This is a genomic window from Luteimonas sp. A611 (assembly GCF_054072715.1).
Map to the genome: position 1 here is coordinate 504031 of NZ_JBSVRP010000002.1, position 20039 is coordinate 524069.

The following is a 20039-nucleotide window of genomic DNA, read 5'->3' on the forward strand; positions in this document are numbered from 1 at the left end:
GTTCGAGATGACAAGTTTGGGCGATGCCCCCTTGATGCGTTGGCCGATGCCGCATGCGCGGCCCTTTCCCCGCAACACCCGCTTTTCAGACGCATGGCCGGACACGCCACGCTTCGCGGACACCCTTTGGGTCGTCGCACTAGAATGCCGGCATGCCGCCTGACGCCCCCCGCACCGCCACCGAAGCCGACATCCCAGCCCTGGTGGCACTGGTCACCTGCGCCTACCGCGGCGAGGCCAGCCGCGCCGGCTGGACCACCGAGGCCGACCTGCTGGACGGCGCGCGCATCGACCCGCAGGTGCTGCGCGCGGACATGGCGCGGCCGCGCAGCCGCGTGCTGGTGGTGGATGGCAGCGACGGCCTGGTCGCCTGCGCACACGTGGCCGACGACGGCGATGCCGCGTATTTCGGCATGTTCGCCGTGCAGCCTGGCCTGCAGGGTGGCGGTCTCGGCGCCCGCCTGCTGGCCGAATGCGAGCGCGTGGCCCGCGAGGAGTGGGCATTGCCGGCGATGCGGATGACCGTGATCGACCTGCGCGACGAGCTGATCGCCTGGTACCAGCGCCGTGACTACCGCCGCACCGGCATCCTGAAGCCGTTTCCCTACGGCGACGAACGTTTCGGCGTCCCGCTGCGCGACGACCTGCGGTTCGAGGTGCTGGAGAAGCGCTTCGACGACGGGGCAGGCGCATGAGCGAGACCTGGACCCGCATCTGCGCGACCTCGGAACTGCTGCCCGGCGAGATGCAGACCGGCTTCGACGAGGTCACCGGTGCCGGCATCGTGGTGTTCAACCTCGACGGCAGCCTCTACGCGCTCGAGGACAAGTGCACGCACGAGGATTTCGAACTGTCGGCCGGCAGCTTCGAGATCGGCGACGGCACCGTGGAATGCGTGCTGCACGGGGCCCGCTTCGATATCCGTGACGGTCGTGCCCTGTGCGCCCCGGCCTATGAGCCGGTGGCGAAGTTCCCGGTCAGGGCTGTCGATGGTGGCATCTGGGTGCGGGACGACCGGGATTGAGATGGCCTGGCTCCTTCGGGAAGCTGGGCTCCCTGGTGCCCAGCATTCCGTGAAAGCGGTGCCTCGTGCAGGTGCCTTCGAGCGAGTTCGCCGGGACACATTCATCGAACGCGTGAATAGCTGAAGTCAGCATGGATCACCGCTTGACCAGCCTGCGGCTGTTGCGAAGCCCTTCGCGCGGATGACGAGATATTGGGTGGCCTCGGTACAAGCGGCAGTCGCTGCCTAGGCGTTGCTACCAGTCTCACGGCGGCATGAGAGGCAGAAAGCAGCACCCAGCGTCGCCCCAGGCGATGTTGCGATTGCGTTTGATAAGGATTCTCGTTTACCATTTTCACGATCGGGCGCATCTGCTGCCGCCCTTCGGGAAATCCAACGTGTCCAGGCGCCTGCCCCAGTTCGCTCCTGCTTCGCCGACCGCCGCATGGCGGCCGCCCGCGAACGCACCGCCGCGCGCCTGACCGCCACACCCATCTCTCGCGTCCGGCCCGGCCGCCAGCCCAGCGCCCGCCCCGCCGACCAGGTCGCCCCACGCCACCTTGAACGACGACATCATGCCCACCTCCTCCCTGCGCAGCCTGCTGCGCCGCTCGCCCCTGACCTGCACCCTCGCCCTCGGCCTCTCGGCCCACGCCGCGGCAGCTCCGACTCCCGCTCCGGCCCCGGTGCTCGCCCCGGTCGACTTCGACGCCGTCGTGGTCACCGCCGCCGGCTTCGAGCAGAAGATCACCGACGCGCCCGCCAGCATCAGCGTGATCACCCGCGAGGAGCTGACCACGCGGCCGTACATCACCCTGATCGATGCGGTGCGCGACCTGGAGGGCGTGGACGTGGGGGAAACCTCCGACAAGACCGGCCAGAAGACGATCAGCATGCGCGGCATGGGTGCGGACTACACCCTGATCCTGATCGACGGCCGACGCCAGAACAACCACGGCGACATCTACCCCAACAACTTCGGCGGCAACCAGTTCAACCACATCCCACCGCTGGACATGATCGAGCGCATCGAAGTGATCCGCGGCCCGGCCTCCACCCTGTACGGCGCCGACGCCCTGGGCGGCGTGATCAACATCATCACCCGCAAGGTCGGTGACAGCTGGAGTGGTTCGACGACGGTTTCGCGCAACTTCCAGGAAAACGACGACTTCGGCACCGACACCACCCTCGACTTCGCCGTCAGCGGCCCGTTGGTCAAGGACAGGCTCGGCCTGGGCGTGCGCGCTTCGCGCTACGACCGCGACGCATCCACACCCGAATACGAGATCATCACCGCACCCGACGGCACCGAGTTCGAGCGCTCACTGGGCTTCGGCGGCGGCGGCAAGACGGTGGACAACACCAACAAGACCATGGGGGCCACCCTGAGCTGGACGCCGAGCGAATACCAGAGCCTGGTCTTCGACTACGACAAGTCCGAACAGGTCTACGACAACACGCCCTACATCAACAACCTCGGCACCGAGACCTATCCGCTGGGCACCGTCGACGGGATCGAGGGCCTGTGGCGCTCCGCGCCGCGCGTGGGCTATGCCGCAGACCAGGAGTTCACCCGCGACCAGTGGGCGATCACCCACCAGGGCCGCTGGGAGTGGGGCAGCAGCTTCGTCTCGCTGGCGCACATCGACACTGCCAACCACGGCCGCACCCTGCCCTTCACCGTGGCCGAGCGCCTGCTCCACCTGGACATGTACTGCGATGACGCAGCCACCTGCAACGCCGGCCCGTACGCGGGGCTGACCCGCGACGAGCGCCGCCAGCTGGTCGCCGACACCTTCCTGCCGCGCCCCAAGCGCACCATGGAAAGCAACCAGTACACGCTGGACGCCAAGCTCGACTTCGCCCTGGGCGAACAGCACCACTTCATCGTCGGCGGCCAGGCCATCGACGGCGAACTCGCGGACGGCGTGTTCGGCCTGGAGGGCGGCGGCGAAGGCAACGGGACGGTGCAGGAGCACAAGATGTGGTCGCTGTTCGCCGAGGACAACTGGAGTCCGATCGAGGCGCTGACCATCACCCTCGGCCTGCGCCACGACGACCACAACGTGTTCGGCAGCCACCTGAGTCCGCGCGCCTACGCGGTCTGGGATATCGGCCCGGCCTGGACGCTCAAGGGCGGTGTCAGCACCGGCTACAAGACGCCCAAGACCACCGACCTGTACGACGGCATCACCGGTTTCGGCGGCCAGGGCACCTCGCCTTTCGTCGGCAACCCCGACCTCCAGCCCGAGACCAGCGTCAACAGCGAGATCGCCCTGTACTGGACCTCGCCCGACAGCCGCCACAATTTCAATGCCACCGTCTTCCGCAACGATTTCGAGGACAAGATCGCCCGGGGCGAGTCCAACCTGAGCTGCGAGCAGACCGGCGGCGTGCGCCCCTGCGCCAATCTCGGCGACTTCGCGCAACTCGGCTACACGACCTACGCGCAGAACATCAACATCGACGAGGTCCGCATCCAGGGCGCCGAACTGGCCGGGCGCTGGGGCATCACCGAAGCCCTGTCGCTGCGCGCGAACTACACCTACACCGACAGCGAGCAGCTCAGCGGCGCGCAGGCGGGCCTGCCGTTGACCGACACCGCCAAGCACATGGCCAACGCCAGCCTCGGCTGGCAGGCGACGGACCGCTTCAGCATGCAGCTGATCTCGGAGACGCGCTCCAGGCGCTACCGCGACATCATCGACGGCGTGCGCCACGATTACGAGGACTACACCGTGCTCCACCTCGGCGCGCAGTACCGGTTCAACGACAACGTCAGCGTCAACGCGCGGATCAACAACCTGCTCGACGAGGACTTCACCTCGTTCCAGACGCTCTGGACGGAGAACGCGAACACCGGCGAATGGGCCCCGACCTACCTGGACGACTACAACAACAAGGACAAGGCGCGGAACCTGTGGCTGAGCGTCAACGTGCAGTTCTGAGCGCACGTGCACGCACGCGCCCCGAGGTTCCGGGCGCGGGCGTCACAGCCGGGCGGAATGAGAACCCTTCTCGTCTGACGCATATAATTGCCCACCCCTCCCCCTCGACCCTTCTTCATGCCGGCCCACGAGGCTCCGTTACCCGACCTGGGCCGCCAGCAGCGCCGCGGCTTCTGGCTGCGCACGCTGCACCAGTGGCACTGGATCAGCTCGGCGCTGTGCCTGGTGGGCATGCTGCTGTTCGCGGTGACCGGGATCACGCTCAACCACGCGTCGAAGATCGAGGCCGAGCCGCGGGTGGACAACCGCACCGCCATCCTGCCGCCCGACCTGCTGCGGGCGCTGCCGGCCGGGCGCGACGAGGGCAATGCGCCGCTGCCGCGCGAGGTGGCGGCCTGGTTGTCGGGAACGCTCGATGCGTCCATCGGCAGCCGCGAGGCGGAGTGGTCCGAGGACGAGGTCTACCTGTCGATGCCGGGGCCCGGCCACGATGCCTGGCTGAGCATCGATCGCGAGACCGGCGACATCGAGTACGAGCGCACCGACCGCGGCGCGATCTCGTACCTCAACGACCTGCACAAGGGCCGCAACAGCGGGCCGGCCTGGGGCTGGTTCATCGACATCTTCGCCCTGGCTTGCGTTGTATTTACCGTCACCGGCCTGTTGCTGCTGCAGATGCATGCGCGCCAGCGGCGCATGACCTGGCCCTGGGTCGGCCTGGGCCTGCTGATACCGGCGCTGCTGGCGCTGCTGTTCATCCACTGATTCGAACATCAAGAGGTTTGCCATGCGCATCCAGCTGACCGTTGCACTGGGCAGCCTGCTCGCCCTCCCGGCGCAGGCCGCCGACGTCACCGTCTCGGTGCAGATCCCGCAGATGAAGGTCGCCGAGTACCACCGGCCCTACGTGGCGATATTCGTGGAAGGCCCGGGCGGCAAGCACGCGGCCAACCTCGCGGCCTGGTACATGAGCAAGGACACCAGCGAAGGCCACGGCACCAAGTGGCTGCCCGACCTGCGCCAGTGGTGGCGCAAATCCGGGCGCACGCTCGAGGTGCCGGTTGACGGCGTCACCGGGCCCACGCGCCCGGCCGGCACGCACGAGCTGGGCTTCGACGATTCGCACCCGGAGCTGTCGAAGCTGGCGCCGGGCGAGTACACGCTGGTGGTCGAGGCCGTGCGCGAGGTCGGCGGCCGCGAACTGCTCAAGATCCCCTTCAGCTGGCCGGTCAAGGCCGCGCAGTCCGGCCGCGCGCAGGGCAGCAGCGAACTCGGCACCGTATCGCTCAGGCTCACGCCCTGAGCGCGCACGCATATCCCCTTCGATCAAGGAGTCATCCATGAAGCGTACGTCCCTGCTCGCCCTGGCGATCGCCGCGCTGCTGCCGCTGTCGGCCGCCGCGCACAAGCAATGGATCATCCCCTCGCAGGCCGTGGTCAACGGCAGCGACGTGTGGGTGACCTTCGACGGCGCGGTGTCCAACCAGCTGTTCTTCCCCGACCACGTGCCGATGCGCCTGGACAACGTGACCGCCACCGCGCCGGACGGCAGCACGGTCGAGCTGCAGAACGCCAGCACCGGCAAGTACCGCAGCACCTTCGACGTGCAGCTCGCGCAGCAGGGCACCTATCGCATCGCCAACGCCAACGCCGGCCTCTCCGCGCGCTGGGACACGCCCGAAAGTCTCGCCGCCAAGGCAGCGGCGGAAGCCGAAGGCAAGCCGGTCAGCGGCCCGGGCGCGGCCCCTGCAACGCGCGGCGGCTTCCTGCGCAATGCAAGCGCTGAAGAACTGGCGACCAAGGTACCGAAGGACGCGCAGAACCTGCAGGTCACCCAGACCGTCGGGCGCGTGGAAACCTTCGTCACCAACGGCGCTCCCAACGAGACCGCGCTCGCACCGACCGGCAAGGGCATCGAACTGGCCCCGGTGACGCACCCCAACGACCTGGTCGCGGGCGAGGAAGCCACCTTCCGCGTGCTGGTCGACGGCAAGCCTGCCGCCGGGCTGGAATTCGAGATCGTGCGCGGCGGTACCCGCTATCGCAACGCGCAGGAAGACCAGGCCGCGACCAGCGATGCCGAAGGCCTGCTGCGGATCACCTGGCCGGAGCCCGGCATGTACTGGCTGGAAACCAGCGTGCAGGACGACAAGCCGTCGATCCCGCAGGCCACCCAGCGCCGCCTGTCGTACGTCGCCACGTTGGAAGTACTGCCGCAGTAGTGACCGCCGCGCTGCCTAGCCGCCTAGCCCCTTGCCGTCGTCATCCCGGCGAACGCCGGGATCCATTTTGATCCTGCATTGAGCTGTGATGGCCGGAACCTCCGCAACTGCCCCAACTTTGGAGTCGCGCGCCCATTTGACGCCTCCGGATGGACGCCACGCCCTGTCGCCCCGTAGCCGCTCCTCCCTCGGTCAGGGCATCCTGCCCTGACTCGGGCGCGCGCCCGTCCGCTGCGCGGTCGGTCCGGCCCGGCGCATGGCGCCAGGCGCTCACCCGGTCGCGCGGCAGTGCCGCGCGAGCAGACCGGGTTCGCCCATGGCGCGCTTGTCCGCGGCCACAGGACGCCAGTGCGCGGCTAACGGGTCGTTGCTGTCGCGGCTCCGATCCGCCGTTATGCGCAACGTCAGAGATAACTCAGAGAGCACACGTCGGGACCCCTTCACCAGACCTTGCATGACAACCGCCCATTCCACCGCCAGCCCGCTCGTCCTGCACACGCTGTACGGCGAAACCATGGGCACGCGCTGGCGCGTGGACCTGCACGCACCGCGCAGCGAGCCGCTGGACCTGCTGCATGGCGCGGTGCAGGCGCGGCTGGACGCGATCGTGTCGCAGATGAGCAGTTGGGAACCCGGCTCGGACCTCTCCCGTTTCAACCGCGCGCCCGCCGGCAGCTGGCAATCGCTGCCCGATGATTTTTTCCGGGTGATGGACTGCGCGCTGCAGGTGGCACACGACAGCGATGGCGCCTTCGATCCTGCCATCGGTGCACTGGTTGGTGCCTGGGGCTTCGGCGCGCACGCGCACGCACGCGGCGTGCCGGACGGTGCAACGCTCGCCAGTGCACGCGACGCATCCGGCTGGCGCCAGCTGCAGCTGGATCGCGACGCGCGGCGCCTGCGGCAGCCCGGTGGACTGGCGCTGGACCTGTCCGCGATCGCGAAAGGCTACGGCGTGGACGCGGTGGTGGAGCTGCTGCGCCAGCGCGGCATCGGCGCCGCACTGGTCGACGTCGGCGGCGAACTGCGAGGCCATGGGCGCAAGCCCGACGGCACACCGTGGCGCGTGCTGGTCGAGAGCGGCGACGTGGACGACGCCGAGCCCTGCGTGGTCACGCTCGACGATGCGGCGATCGCCACCTCCGGGGCGTACTGGCAGCGCTTCGAGGTCGACGGCCGCGAGCTGTCGCACACCATCGATCCACGCATCGGCGCGCCCGTGGCCGATGCACCTGCCGCCGTCAGCGTCATCGCGGGCAGCGCGATGCTGGCCGACGCCTGGTCCACCGCGCTGACCGTGATGGGCCTGGAGGCCGGCGCCGCGTTCGCCGAAGCGCAAGGCCTTGCGGCCCGGCTGCTGCCAGCGGACGCGAACGCGCAACCGCTGACGACGCCGGCATTCGAGGCCTGCCTCGCGCCATGACCGCGACGGCGCCCACGACGCCACCGCGCTGGCCTGCCCTGCTCGGCAACGCCGCAATGTTGGCGGCGCTGCTTGTCGCCGCGCTGGCCCTGCTGCCCCTGCACAACGAGCCCTGGTGGCCGGCCTCGCCGCGGCCACGCCACTGGTGGCTGGCCGCCGGCAGCCTGGTGGCGTATCTCGCAGCAGTCGCATGGCTGCTGCTGCGCACGCGCGACCGCGAGACGCAGGCATCCGACACCGGCGCAGCGCTGCCCTGGCTGGTCGCCCACGCCAGCCAGACCGGCTTCGCCCTCGAGCTGGCCACGCATACCGCCGCCTCGCTGCGCGCCGCCGGCACGCAGGTTGCGCTGCTGCCGCTGTCGGCGGTCGATGCGGCGATGCTGGCGCGCACCCGGCGCGCGCTGTTCATCGTCAGCACCACCGGCGAAGGCGACCCGCCTGACCCGGCGCTGCCCTTTGTGCGTGCGGCGATGGCGGGGCACGCGGGCCTCGCGGATCTGGAGTACGCGGTGCTGGCGCTGGGCGACCGCAGTTACGCGCACTTCTGTGGGTTCGGACACCAGCTCGAGCAGTGGCTGCGACAGTCCGGCGCCAATGCGATGTTCGACCTGACCGAGGTCGACAACGGCGACCCGGGCACGCTGCGACACTGGCAACATCACCTGGCCCTGGCCGCAGGCGCGGAGGCGATGCCCGACTGGGCGCCGCCGCGCTACGAATGCTGGCGACTGGCGTCGCGCCGCCTGCTCAATCCGGGCAGCCTGGGCGGCCCTGCGTTCCACCTCGCGCTGCAGCCGCCGCCTGGGACGGCGCCCGCGTGGCAGGCCGGCGACATCGCCGAGATTGGTCCGCGCAATCCAACTGCCGAGGTCGATGCACTGCTGGCAGCCTGCGCGCTCGATGGCGCGACCGTGGTGCGGTTCGGATCGCAGGCGATGCCACTGCGCGAGGCGCTGTCGCGCGCGCAGTTGCCCGATGCAGTGACTCCGCCCGTCGATGCGCAGGCGCTGGTCGATGCGCTGCAGCCGCTGCCGCACCGCGAGTACTCGATCGCCTCGCTCCCCGGCGATGGTGCGCTGGAGCTGCTGGTGCGGCAGATGCAGCGCGACGATGGCCGCCCGGGCCTGGGCAGCGGCTGGCTGTGCCTGCATGCCGATGTGGGCGACGGCATCGACCTGCGCATCCGCCGCAATCCCAACTTCCATCCGCCCGTCGGCGAACGGCCGCTGCTGCTGATCGGCAACGGCACCGGCATCGCCGGGCTGCGTTCGCTTCTCAAGGCCCGCGAGGCCGCGGGCGCCGGCCGCAACTGGCTGCTGTTCGGCGAGCGCCAGCAGGCCTGCGATGCGTTCTTCGCGCAGGACATCGAGCGCTGGACCCGCAACGGTGTGATCGAGCGCAGCGACCTGGTGTTTTCCCGCGACGGGGCCGGCCCGCGCTACGTGCAGGACGCGCTGCGCGCTGCGGCGCCCGCGCTGCGGGCCCGGGTTGCGGACGGCGCCAGCATCCTGGTCTGCGGCAGCCTCCAGGGCATGGCGCCCGGCGTCGACGCCGCGCTGCGCGAGGCGCTGGGCGAAGACACGCTCGAGCGCTTGCGCGCGGAGGGCCGCTACCGGCGTGACGTGTACTGAATCGCCGCCGGGCGATGTCCCACAGCCGGTGTACGCGCCTGCCCGCGCGCAGCGCATGCAGCGCCCGCGTCAGCGTGTCGGGCCGTTAATCCGCACCAGCAGCGCCTCGCCGCCGCCTTCGATCACGTAGCGCGTGCGTTCGCCGTTGGCGGCCAGCAGCGCGGTGTCCCCCGTCGCCAGCGCGGGCAGCGCTGCGTCCCCGCCGATGCGCGCGTGACCGCCCAGCAGGTGCACGATCCAGGTCGAGCCCGGATCGACGAAGACCAGCATCGGGCCCGCCAGCGGGCGATGCCAGAGCTGCGCCGAGGCGGCGTCGCGATGCCACATCAGGTTGAACACCTCGCAGCGCCCGCGCGGCTCGCCGGCCAGCGCGCGTCCGCCATCAAAACGGAGTCGGCCATGGGGCGGATCCAGTTCGACAGGCGACTCGTCTTCGAAGCGCAGCTGCAGGCCTTCGCCGCGAAGCAGGACCAGCTCGCGCTCGACGCCCGGAAACCGCGAGAACGGCGCGACAGCCTCGAGTTCGGCAATCGAGATGCGCCAGCGCCAGCTGTCGGCACCGGGCTCGGCGTGGATTTCGCGGGTCCAGCCCGCATGGTTGGCCCAGCGCAGCCGGCGGTATTGGTTGGCTGGGATGACGCGCGAGCGCGAAGTCATTCCGCCAGTGTAGCCATGGCGGCGAGATCCCTCGCTGCGCTCGGGATGACAGCGTCTGCTCAGGGCAATGCTGAAGAAGTCCGGTTTGTCATTCCGAACGAAGTGAAGAAGAGCTTTACAACGGCGAAGCCGGTCAATCCCGGAACTTCGTGGCGGTCCGATACTGCAGACGTGAAGCCGCCCGTCCATGCCATCCTGGCGCGGAACGGGCGGCGGGTACGTCCCTGTGGCGGCCTCCGGCCGGTCCCCGGAGCATCCCTGCTCCCGTCGCGGGCGCGCGTCCCTGCGCGTCCGCCAACTGGGGTCAGCGGGTCTGCGCGGCGGTGCGGCCGGCGGCGGCACCCGCCGCGGCCGGCTTGGCCGGGCGCGGGGCGGAGACGACGATGCGATCGCGGTTCTGTTCGACCGTGCGCAGGCCGATGCCCTTCACCTGGGCCAGTTGCTCGGGACTCTGGAACGGCCCGTTGGCCTTGCGGTGGGCGACGATGGCGTCGGCCTTGGCGGCGCCGACGTTGTGCAACACGCGATCGAGCGTGGCGGCGTCGGCGGTGTTGATGTTGACCTTCTCGGTGGCCAGCGCGCTGCCGGCCAGCAGCAGGGACAGCGCCAGCGTCGAGAACAGTGCCTTGATCTTGTTCATGTCGGATCTCCTGGTGGTGAAGTCGGGTTTCCTTGCCCCCGGCGCGGTCTCCGCGGCCGGTAAGCACAGTCTCCTGCGCTGCGCCGCCGAGCGGCATCGCCGCAGGCGCTGTGGCGCTACCGGGTTACGCCGCATACGGGCGTCGGAAAAGCCCTACACGCACCCCACGGGTAGAATTGGCGTTTTCGCACCGGACACGCCTGATGGACGCCAGCAAGATCGACCGCTACGTCGGCGCCAAGTGGGACGACGAGATCGTTCCGCAGCTCGTCGAATACATCCGCATCCCCAACAAGTCGCCGATGTTCGACGCCGACTGGGTGAAGCACGGCTACATGGCCGACGCGGTGAAGCTGATGGAATCCTGGGCGCGCGCGCAGCCGATCCCGGGCATGCAGGTGGAAGTGGTGCAGCTGGAAGGCCGCACGCCGCTGATCTACATCGAGATCCCCGCCGCGCACGGTGGCAGCGACGACGACTGCGTGCTGCTCTACGGCCACCTCGACAAGCAGCCGGAGATGACCGGCTGGGACGACGACCTCGGCCCGTGGAAGCCGGTGCTGCGCGGCGACAGGCTGTACGGCCGCGGCGGCGCGGATGACGGCTATGCGATCTACGGCTCGCTGGCCGCGATCCTCGCGCTGCACGAGCAGCAGCTGCCGCACGCACGCTGCGTGGTGCTGATCGAGGCCTGCGAAGAATCGGGCAGCTACGACCTGCCCGCTTATGTCGACCACCTCGCCGACCGCATCGGCCAGCCCTCGCTGGTGGTGTGCCTGGACTCGGGCTGCGGCAACTACGACCAGCTGTGGTGCACCACCTCGCTGCGTGGCCTGACTGGCGGCAACCTTACCGTCACGGTGCTGGAGGAAGGCGTGCACTCGGGCGACGCTTCGGGCGTGGTGCCGTCGAGCTTCCGCCTGCTGCGCCAGCTGCTGTCGCGCATCGAGGACGAGACCACCGGCCGCATCGTGCTTGAAGGCCTGCATGCGGAGATCCCGGCCGAACGCCTGGCGCAAGCGCAGCGCGCGGCCGAGGTGCTGGATACCGCCATCTACGACAAGTTCCCGCTGCTGCCGGGCATGCGCCCGATGGCCGACGACCTGACCGAGTTGGTGCTCAATCGCACCTGGCGCCCGGCGCTGTCGGTGACCGGCGTCGGCGGCATTCCGGCGCTGGATTCGGCCGGCAACGTGCTGCGTCCGCATACCGCGGTCAAGCTGTCGCTGCGCCTGCCGCCCACCGTCGACGGCAAGCGCGCCGGCGAATTGCTGCAGGCCGAACTGCTGCGCGATCCGCCCAACGGCGCGCAGGTCACGCTGGCGCTGGAGAAGGCTGCCACCGGCTGGAACGCACCGGCGCTGTCGTCATGGCTGGAGCGCGCGATCGATACCGCCAGCCAGGAGTTCTTCGGCCAGCCGGCGATGTACATGGGCGAAGGCGGCTCGATCCCGTTCATGGGCATGCTCGGCGAGAAGTTCCCCGGCGCGCAATTCATGATCACCGGCGTGCTCGGCCCACATTCCAACGCGCACGGGCCGAACGAATTCCTGCACATCCCGATGGGCAAGAAGGTCACCGCCTCGGTGGCGCGGGTGATCGCCGAACACCATCTGGCAAGCCAGCGCGGCGAAACCACCGGTGCGGCCGTCGCGCCCGACAGCGGCGCCCGCCACGGCGACCACGGCTGCTGCTGAAACCACTCCGGCGCGGGGCTGGCGCGTACGCGTCGGCCCTGCCAGCCTTGCCACTTCAACGACGACAGGGGAAACAGATGGACGGTATTTTCGGCGGCAGCAGCTGGCTTTGGATCATCCTGGTGGGACTGGTGGTGGGCGTGCTGGCACGTCTGCTCAAGCCGGGCCGCGACCGCATGGGCCTGATCCTGACCACCCTGCTGGGGATCGGCGGCGCGCTGCTCGCCGGCTGGTTCGGCCGCACGATGGGCTGGTATGGCGCGGGCGAGAAGGTGGGCTTCCTGGCCGCGCTGGTCGGCGCGATCGTGATCCTGCTGCTGGTGGGGATGCTGCGGCGTCGCTGAGCCGGCTCAGTCGAGCAGGCGTGCGATCACCTGTTCGGCCAGCACGCTTGCTTCCGCGGACTGCGTGTCGAGCACCAGCTCGGGATGCTCCGGCGGCTCGTAGGGCGAGTCGATGCCGGTGAAGTTGGGCAGCTCGCCGCGCCGCGCCTTGGCGTAGAGGCCCTTGACGTCGCGGCGCTCGGCATCTGCCAGCGGCGTGTCGACGAAGACCTCGATGAAGTCGCCCGCGTCGAACAGCGCGCGCGCAGCCGCGCGCTCGGCGCGGAACGGCGAGATGAAGCTGACCAGCACGATCAGGCCGGCCTCGGTCATCAGCTTCGCCACTTCGGCCACGCGGCGCTGGTTCTCGACCCGGTCCTCGTCGGTGAATCCGAGGTCGCGGTTGAGGCCGTGGCGCACGTTGTCGCCGTCGAGCAGGTAGGTGTGCAGGCCGCGCGCCAGCAGGCCGCGCTCGACCAGGTTGGCGACGGTCGACTTGCCGGCGCCCGACAGCCCGGTGAACCAGACGCAGCGCGGCTGCTGGCCCTTGATCGCGGCGCGCGCCTTGCGGTCGACGTCCAGCGCCTGCCAGTGGATGTTGTCGGCGCGGCGCAGACCGTGGCGGATCATGCCCGCGCCGACGGTGGCGCGGCTGATCGGATCAACCAGGATGAAGCCGCCCAGCGCCTTGCTCTCGGCGTAGGGCGCATAGGCGACCACGGCGTCGAGCGACAGGACCAATTCGCCGATCTCGTTGAACTCCAGGCGCTTGGCCGCCAGCGGCTGCAGGCTCTCCGGATCGTGCCGGAACTTCAGCTCGCTGATCCGCGCGCCGACCGTGCGCCCACCGAGTTTGAGCTGGTAGCGGCGCCCGGGAAGCAGCGGCGCTTCGTCGAACCACAGCACGTCGGCGACGAACTGGTCGCTGTGGGCGAGCGGCTCGTTGCCGCCGGCCAGCACGTGGCCGCGGCCGGCATCGACCTCGTCTGCAAGCTGCACCGCCACCGCCGTGCCGGGACCCGCCGACCCGGTGCTTACCCCGCCGATGCCAAGCGCGGCCACGTGGCTGGCGGCGCCGGCCGGCTCCACGCGTACCGCATCACCCACCCGCAGCGTGCCCGCGGCGATGGTGCCGGCCAGCCAGCGGCCGCCTCCGGCATCGCGCAGCACCGACTGCAGCGGCAGTCGCACCGGCAGCGCGGGATCGGGCGTCGCGATCTCGACGTTCTCAAGGTGCTCGAGCACGCTCGGCCCGGCGTACCAGTCGATCGACGGCGAGCGCGTGGTGATGTTGTCGCCGACTGCGGCGGCCACGGGAATCGCGACCACGTCGGGCACGCCCAGCCTGGCCGCGTGCGCGCGAAAGCGCGTCGCGATCGCGTCGAACACCGCCTGGTCGTAGCCGGTCCGGTCCATCTTGTTGACTGCCAGCAGCACATGGCGCACGCCGAACAGCGACAGGATCGCGGCGTGGCGGAAGGTCTGCGGCAGCAGGCCCTTGGTGGCATCGACCAGCACGATGGCCAGGTCGGCCACCGAGGCACCGGTCGCCATGTTGCGCGTGTACTGCACGTGGCCCGGGCAGTCGGCAATCAGGAAACGGCGCCGGGCGGTCTGCAGGTGGCGCCAGGCCACGTCGATGGTGATGCCCTGTTCGCGCTCGGCGTCCAGGCCATCGAGCAGCAGCGCGTAGTCGATCTCGTCTCCGCGCGTACCGTGGGAGGCACTCGCCCGCGCCAGCGCGGCGCGTTCGTCGTCCGCGACCCGGCCGGCCTCGTGCAGCAGGCGCCCGATCAGGGTGCTCTTGCCGTCATCGACGCTGCCGCAGGCGATCAGGCGCAGGAACCGTGAGCCGGATGCCGGCCCGCGCGACTCCAGATCCGGAGCCAGGGACACAGGCGCAGTGTCTGCGTCACGCACCGGATGCCTGTTGACGGCCACGCTATTCATCGCTGTCCTTCTTCCTTCCACGACCCTCGTACTCCGAGGCCTGTCATCCCGAGCATGCGCGCCACCAACCACTGCACATCAGAAATACCCTTCCCGCTTCTTCTTCTCCATCGAATCGCCATCGGCGTGGTCGATCAGGCGACCGGCGCGCTCGGACTGCGCGCTGGTTTCCATTTCCGCGATCACCGCGTCGAGGTCGGCGGCGGACGATTCCACCGCACCGGTCAGCGGGTAGCAGCCCAGGGTGCGGAAGCGCACGCGGCGCTGCTCCACCCTCTCGCCCTCGCGCAGCACGAAGCGCTCGTCGTCGACCATGATCCAGGTGCCGTCGCGGCGCACCACGGGGCGTGCGGCCGCGAAGTACAGCGGCACCACGTCGATGTTCTCGCGGCGCACGTAGCGCCACACGTCCAGCTCGGTCCAGTTGGACAGCGGGAACACGCGCACGCTCTCGCCTTCGGCCACGCGTGCGTTGAACAGGTTCCACAGCTCGGGCCGCTGCCGGCGTGGATCCCAGCGATGCTTGCCGTCGCGGAAGGAGAACACGCGCTCCTTGGCGCGCGACTTCTCCTCGTCGCGGCGCGCACCGCCGATCGCCGCGTCGTAGCCGCCGGCTTCCAGCGCCTGCTTGAGCGCCAGGGTCTTCATCACTTCGGTATGCACGCTTGCGCCATGGCTGAACGGGCCGACCCCGTCGCGCACGCCGTCCGGATTGATGTGGACGCGCAGCTCGATGCCGGTCTCGGCGACGCGGCGATCGCGGAAGGCGATCATCTCGCGGAACTTCCAGGTGGTGTCCACGTGCAGCAGCGGGATCGGCGGCAGCGCCGGCGCGAACGCCTTGAGCAGCAGGTGCAGCAGCACCGAGCTGTCCTTGCCGATCGAATACAGCAGCACCGGGTTGCGGCACTCGGCCGCGACCTCGCGCAGGATGTGCAGGCTCTCGGCCTCGAGCCGATCGAGGTCGGTTGCGTCCACTGCGGGGGCTGGATAGAGAAGGCTCATGTCGGCGGCGATTGTAGCTAACACCCCCACCGTCCCCGTAAATCACCGCAGGGCATGACTGCATAACCGTCGATCCTTTCCGGCCCTGCCTGCGCACGCCTAGCCTGTGGCGCACAGTCAAGAAGGACCCACGCGAGGATGTCCGCACCCGCCGCACTGCCTGCACTGCCGTTTCCCCAGGACACGGCCGATGCGCTGTTCCGCCTCACACAAGGGCTGGAGCCGGCCGGGCTGTGGTGGCTGTCCGGATATGCCGCCGGCCTGGCCAGCCGCGGCGCCGCGCCCGCCACCGCATCCGCCGCAGCGCCGCGCGCGGATGCAGCGGACAGCCCGCGGCTGACCATCCTCTACGGCAGCCAGACCGGCAATGCCCGCCGCGCGGCCGAGGCGCTGCTCGAGAAGGTGCAGGCCGCCGGCCTCCCCGCCCGCCTGGTGCGCACCGATGCCTACGCCACCCGCGAACTCGCCGGCGAGCGCCTGCTCTACGTGGTGATCAGCACACAGGGCGAAGGCGATCCGCCCGACGACGCGATCGGCTTCGTCGAGTTCCTGCAGGGCAGGCGCGCGCCGAAGCTGCCCGAGCTGAAGTTCGCCGTGCTTGGCCTGGGCGACACCAGCTACGCCGATTTCTGCGGGATTGCCTGCCGCATCGACGCGCGCCTGGCTGAACTCGGCGCGCAGCGTGTGGCGGACCCGGGCCTGGCCGACCTCGACATCGACACCATTGCCGGGCCGTGGCGCGAGGCCGCGCTGGAGCAGGCGCGCGAACACCTCAAGTCCGCGCCAACCGCCACCGCGGCGCATATGGCCACCGTCACCCCGCTGCGGCCGGCGGCGAGCTGGTCGCACGAGCGCCCGTTCCCGGCCGAAGTGCTGGCCAACCAGTCGCTCAGCGGGCGCGAGTTCCGCGGCACCGGTTTCCGCCGCTACGGCACGGTCGACAAGGACGTGCGCCATATCGAGCTGTCGCTGGACGGTTCGGGCCTGGCCTACGAGCCCGGCGACTCGCTCGGCATCCGCCATCGCAACCCCGAGGCGCTGGTCGTGCCGGTGCTGGAGGCCGCCCGCCTTGGCGGCGATGCCGCCATCAGCCTGGACGGCGAAAGCCTGCCGCTGGCCGAATGGCTGGCGACCCGGCGCGAGCTCAGCCGGCTGTCGCGGCCGTTCCTGGCTGCGCTGGCCGAACGCTCCGGCGCCGACGACCTGCGCCAGCTGCTCGAACCCGGCAACGCCGGCTTCGCCGCGCTGCTCGCCGACCACCAGCTGGCCGACGTGCTGCGCCGCTGGCCGGCGGACTGGGACGGCGCCGCGCTGCTGGCGGCGCTGCGGCCGCAGGCGCAGCGGCTGTACTCCATCGCGTCCAGCCGCAAGCGCGTCGGCGAGGAAGCGCACCTGACCCTGGATGTGGTGGCCTACAGCGCCCACGGCCACGAACACATCGGCGCGGCCAGCGGCTTCCTCGCAGCGCTGGAGGACGCCGGCCAGGTGCCGGTCTACATCGAACCCAATGAGCGCTTCCGGGTTCCGTCCGATCCGTCGCGCGACATCATCATGATCGGCCCGGGAACGGGCGTGGCGCCGTTCCGCGGCTTCGTCCAGGAGCGCGCGGAAACCGGCGCGGGCGGACGCAACTGGCTGTTCTTCGGCGCGCGCCACTTCAACACCGGCTTCCTCTACCAGGTCGAGTGGCAGGACGCGCTGCAGCGCAAGGAGCTGCACCGGCTGGACTTGGCCTTCTCACGCGACCAGTCGGCCAAGGTCTACGTGCAGGACCGGCTGCGTGAGCAGGGCCGCGACGTCTACGACTGGCTGCAGGGCGGCGCGCATCTGTACGTGTGCGGCGCGATCGCGATGGGCAAGGACGTGCACGCCGCGCTGCTGGACATCGTCGCCGCGCACAACGGCGGCGATGCCGAGGCCGCCGCCGATTACCTCACCCGTCTGCAGGCCGCAGGCCGCTACGGCCGCGATGTGTACTGACCCGATGCCATCCCTTCCCCCGCCTGCGTGGGAAGGTGCCCCCACCCCAACCCTCCCCCGCGCGCGGGGGAGGGAGCAAATTCGAGCCCCCGCAACGCCATGAGCCATCCTTCCGTCGAAGACATCAAGACCGGCAGCCGCAGCCTGCGAGGGACGCTGCTGGAAGGCATGGCCGATCCGGTCACCGGGTCGCTGTCGTTCGAAGACCAGCGCCTGGTCAAGTTCCACGGCAGCTACCAGCAGGACGATCGCGACATCCGCGACGAGCGCCGCCGCCAGAAGCTCGAGCCCGCGCATCAATTCATGATCCGCATCCGCGCGCCGGGCGGCGTGTTCACGCCGGAGCAGTGGCTCAAGCTCGATGCCGTCGCCACCACCTGGGCCAACGACTCGCTGCGCGTCACCACCCGCCAGACCTTCCAGTTCCACGGTGTGATCAAGCGTGAACTCAAAGCCACGATGCAGGCGATCAACGCCGCCGCGCTCGACACCGTCTCGGCCTGCGGCGACGTCAACCGCAACGTGCTGGGCGCAAGCAACCCGCTGCAGTCGCGGCTGCACGCGCAGGTGCACGAATGGGCGCAGCAGCTGTCCGAGGCCTTCCTGCCCAGGACGCGCGCCTATTACGAGATCTGGCTGGACCAGGAAAAGCTGGCCGACAGCGGCATCGAGGAAGACCCGATCTATGGCGCCGCCTACCTGCCGCGCAAGTTCAAGATGGCCGTGGCGGTGCCGCCGCTCAACGACGTGGACGTGTTCGCCAACGACTTCGGCCTGATCGCCATCGTCGACGACAGCGGCCAGCTGGCCGGCTTCAACGTTGCCATCGGCGGCGGCATGGGCGCGAGCCACGGCGATCCCAAGACCTATCCGCGCCTGGCCAACGTCATCGGCTTCGTGCCGCCCGAGCGCGTGCTCGAGATCGCGAAGGCGGCGGTCACCGTGCAGCGCGACCTCGGCGACCGCATCGAGCGCAAGCACGCGCGCTTCAAGTACACCATCGACGACCATGGCCTGGACGCCATCGTGGCGCAGATGGAGCAGCGCGCCGGCTTCCGCCTGGAGCCTGCGCGTGCCTTCCATTTCGACCACAACGGCGACCGCTTCGGCTGGGTCGAGGGCGATGACGGGCGCTGGCACCTGACCCTGTCGCTGCCGTCGGGCCGCATCGCCGACCGGCCCGGCGCCCCGCACCTGAGCGGACTGCGCGAGATTGCGCGCATCCACCAGGGCGAGTTCCGCCTCACTGCAACGCAGAACCTGATCATCGCCGGCGTCCCGGCGAACGAGCGCGCGCGCATCGATGCCCTGGTCGTACAGCACGCGCTGGACGCCGAGAACCGCGCGCCCACCGCACTGGCGCGCAGCGCCGTGGCCTGCGTCGCGCTGCCGACCTGCGCGCTCGCGATGGCGGAGGCCGAACGCTACATGCCCGACCTCACCGCCAAGCTGCAGCCGCTGCTCGAAGCGCACGGTCTGGCCGAAGCGCCGATCCTGCTGCGCGTCTCGGGCTGCCCAAACGGCTGCTCGCGCCCCTACCTGGGCGAGATCGCGCTGGTGGGCAAGGCACCGGGCCGCTACAACCTGATGCTCGGCGCCGACCATCGCGGCCAGCGCCTGAACACGCTGTACCGCGAAAACATCACCGAAGCCGAGATCCTCGCCGCGCTCGAGCCGCTGTTCGCGAGCTACGCGGATTCGCGACTGCCTGGCGAGGGTTTCGGCGATTTCCTGCTGCGCACCGACGTGGTCGATATCCCCGAGAAGGATCGCCGCCACGGCCCGATCGCCAGCACGCTCCTGGAAGATCCCGCATGAACCTGCCCACGCCCGCCGCCGCCGCCGAATCGCCGCAGGCGCTTGCCGAACTCAACCGCTGGCTCGGCGGTCGCCGCGCCGAAGAGCGCCTGGAATGGGCCCTGCACACCCTGCCCGGCTCCCACGCCCTGTCGTCGAGCTTCGGCGCCCAGGCCGCGGTCTCGCTGCACATGACCACCCGCCAGCGCGCCGACCTCCCCGTCATCGTGATCGATACCGGCTACCTGTTTCCCGAAACCTACCGCTTCATCGACGAGATGACGGACCAGCTCGGACTCAACCTCAAGGTCTACCGCCCGCAGCTCGGCGTCGCCTGGATGGAAGCCCGCATGGGCCGCATCTGGGAAGAAGGCGCGGACGGCATCACCCGCTACAACCGCCTGCGCAAGGTCGAACCCATGCAGCGCGCCCTGGCCGAGCTCGGCGTCGGCACCTGGATCGCAGGGCTGCGCCGCAGCCAGAGCCGCAGCCGCGCCGGCATCGACTTCCTCGAGCGCAAGGACGGCCGCTGGAAGCTGCACCCGATCGCCGACTGGAGCGACCGCGATGTCGGCCAGTACCTGTCCCGCCACGGCCTGCCCTACCACCCGCTATGGGATCAGGGTTACGTCTCGATCGGGGATGTGCATACGACGCGACCGCTGTCGGATGGGGTCAGCGAAGAGGCCACACGCTTCTTTGGATTGAAGCGGGAGTGCGGATTGCATTTTGACGAAACTTCGCTGGTCGGGTGAACAGACAC

18 protein-coding genes are annotated in these 20039 nt (G+C 69.8%); 13 read left to right on the forward strand and 5 right to left on the reverse strand.

The features are described 5' to 3' along the window. Window positions 1–152 precede the first annotated feature (152 nt). A complete protein-coding gene (locus tag ACW5EG_RS12580; RefSeq protein WP_457021677.1) occupies window positions 153–695 on the forward strand; it encodes a GNAT family N-acetyltransferase in 543 nt (180 codons plus the stop codon). Further along, complete coding sequence (locus tag ACW5EG_RS12585) at window positions 692–1024, forward strand: non-heme iron oxygenase ferredoxin subunit (protein WP_457021679.1); 333 nt, start codon at window positions 692–694, stop codon at window positions 1022–1024. The genes ACW5EG_RS12580 and ACW5EG_RS12585 overlap by 4 nt, the downstream gene beginning before the upstream one ends. Before the next feature lie 334 nt (window positions 1025–1358). Here ACW5EG_RS12585 and ACW5EG_RS12590 read toward each other — a convergent pair whose 3' ends face one another. Then, window positions 1359–1577, reverse strand: a complete 219-nt coding sequence (locus tag ACW5EG_RS12590) for a hypothetical protein (RefSeq protein WP_457021681.1) — start codon at window positions 1575–1577, stop codon at window positions 1359–1361. A 1-nt stretch (window position 1578) separates the two neighbouring features. Here ACW5EG_RS12590 and ACW5EG_RS12595 point away from each other — a divergent pair, with 1 nt between their 5' ends. The 6 genes from ACW5EG_RS12595 (at window position 1579) to ACW5EG_RS12620 (ending at window position 9227) form a co-directional block, all read left to right on the forward strand. Continuing rightward, window positions 1579–3951 (forward strand): TonB-dependent receptor domain-containing protein, encoded by a 2373-nt coding sequence (locus tag ACW5EG_RS12595; RefSeq protein WP_457021683.1) that lies wholly within the window; start codon window positions 1579–1581, stop codon window positions 3949–3951. Window positions 3952–4068: 117 nt separating this feature from the next. Continuing rightward, complete coding sequence (locus ACW5EG_RS12600) at window positions 4069–4716, forward strand: PepSY-associated TM helix domain-containing protein (protein WP_457021685.1); 648 nt, start codon at window positions 4069–4071, stop codon at window positions 4714–4716. A gap of 22 nt (window positions 4717–4738) precedes the next feature. Continuing rightward, window positions 4739–5254 (forward strand): DUF2271 domain-containing protein, encoded by a 516-nt coding sequence (locus ACW5EG_RS12605; protein WP_457021687.1) that lies wholly within the window; start codon window positions 4739–4741, stop codon window positions 5252–5254. A gap of 37 nt (window positions 5255–5291) precedes the next feature. Next, entirely contained in the window at window positions 5292–6173 is an 882-nt protein-coding gene (locus tag ACW5EG_RS12610; RefSeq protein WP_457021689.1) for a DUF4198 domain-containing protein, read from the forward strand. Window positions 6174–6627: 454 nt separating this feature from the next. Continuing rightward, a complete protein-coding gene (locus ACW5EG_RS12615) occupies window positions 6628–7596 on the forward strand; it encodes an FAD:protein FMN transferase (protein ID WP_457018640.1) in 969 nt (322 codons plus the stop codon). After that, window positions 7593–9227: a sulfite reductase subunit alpha gene (locus ACW5EG_RS12620; RefSeq protein ID WP_457018639.1), complete on the forward strand. Its 1635-nt coding sequence runs from the start codon at window positions 7593–7595 to the stop codon at window positions 9225–9227. The genes ACW5EG_RS12615 and ACW5EG_RS12620 overlap by 4 nt, the downstream gene beginning before the upstream one ends. Before the next feature lie 69 nt (window positions 9228–9296). Here ACW5EG_RS12620 and ACW5EG_RS12625 read toward each other — a convergent pair whose 3' ends face one another. Together ACW5EG_RS12625 and ACW5EG_RS12630 are read right to left on the reverse strand one after the other, a co-directional pair. Further along, a complete protein-coding gene (locus ACW5EG_RS12625; RefSeq protein ID WP_457018638.1) occupies window positions 9297–9884 on the reverse strand; it encodes a HutD/Ves family protein in 588 nt (195 codons plus the stop codon). A gap of 304 nt (window positions 9885–10188) precedes the next feature. Then, window positions 10189–10524, reverse strand: coding sequence for a ComEA family DNA-binding protein (locus tag ACW5EG_RS12630; RefSeq protein ID WP_457018637.1), 336 nt, complete (start codon window positions 10522–10524; stop codon window positions 10189–10191). Window positions 10525–10727: 203 nt separating this feature from the next. Between ACW5EG_RS12630 and ACW5EG_RS12635 the strand changes: the two genes are divergently transcribed. Both ACW5EG_RS12635 and ACW5EG_RS12640 read left to right on the forward strand, forming a co-directional pair. Next, window positions 10728–12221, forward strand: a complete 1494-nt coding sequence (locus ACW5EG_RS12635) for a M20 family metallopeptidase (protein ID WP_457021691.1) — start codon at window positions 10728–10730, stop codon at window positions 12219–12221. 77 nt (window positions 12222–12298) lie between these two features. Beyond that, on the forward strand, window positions 12299–12565 hold the full coding sequence (locus ACW5EG_RS12640) for a GlsB/YeaQ/YmgE family stress response membrane protein (protein WP_457018635.1): 267 nt from the start codon (window positions 12299–12301) through the stop codon (window positions 12563–12565). Between the two features lie 6 nt (window positions 12566–12571). On the opposite strand, the gene cysC is transcribed toward ACW5EG_RS12640, so the two are convergent. Continuing rightward, the gene (gene cysC / locus ACW5EG_RS12645) at window positions 12572–14440 is read right to left on the reverse strand and encodes an adenylyl-sulfate kinase (protein WP_457021693.1); all 1869 of its coding nucleotides are present in this window, start codon (window positions 14438–14440) and stop codon (window positions 12572–12574) included. A gap of 132 nt (window positions 14441–14572) precedes the next feature. Further along, entirely contained in the window at window positions 14573–15499 is a 927-nt protein-coding gene (cysD, locus tag ACW5EG_RS12650) for a sulfate adenylyltransferase subunit CysD (protein ID WP_457021695.1), read from the reverse strand. Between the two features lie 138 nt (window positions 15500–15637). On the opposite strand from cysD, the gene ACW5EG_RS12655 reads away from it, so the two are divergent. The 3 genes from ACW5EG_RS12655 (at window position 15638) to ACW5EG_RS12665 (ending at window position 20031) form a co-directional block, all read left to right on the forward strand. Further along, window positions 15638–17479 (forward strand): assimilatory sulfite reductase (NADPH) flavoprotein subunit, encoded by a 1842-nt coding sequence (locus ACW5EG_RS12655; RefSeq protein ID WP_457021697.1) that lies wholly within the window; start codon window positions 15638–15640, stop codon window positions 17477–17479. 99 nt (window positions 17480–17578) lie between these two features. Next, window positions 17579–19297, forward strand: a complete 1719-nt coding sequence (gene cysI / locus ACW5EG_RS12660) for an assimilatory sulfite reductase (NADPH) hemoprotein subunit (protein WP_457021699.1) — start codon at window positions 17579–17581, stop codon at window positions 19295–19297. Beyond that, entirely contained in the window at window positions 19294–20031 is a 738-nt protein-coding gene (locus ACW5EG_RS12665; RefSeq protein ID WP_457021701.1) for a phosphoadenylyl-sulfate reductase, read from the forward strand. Before cysI ends, ACW5EG_RS12665 begins: the two co-directional genes overlap by 4 nt. Window positions 20032–20039: the final 8 nt, after the last annotated feature.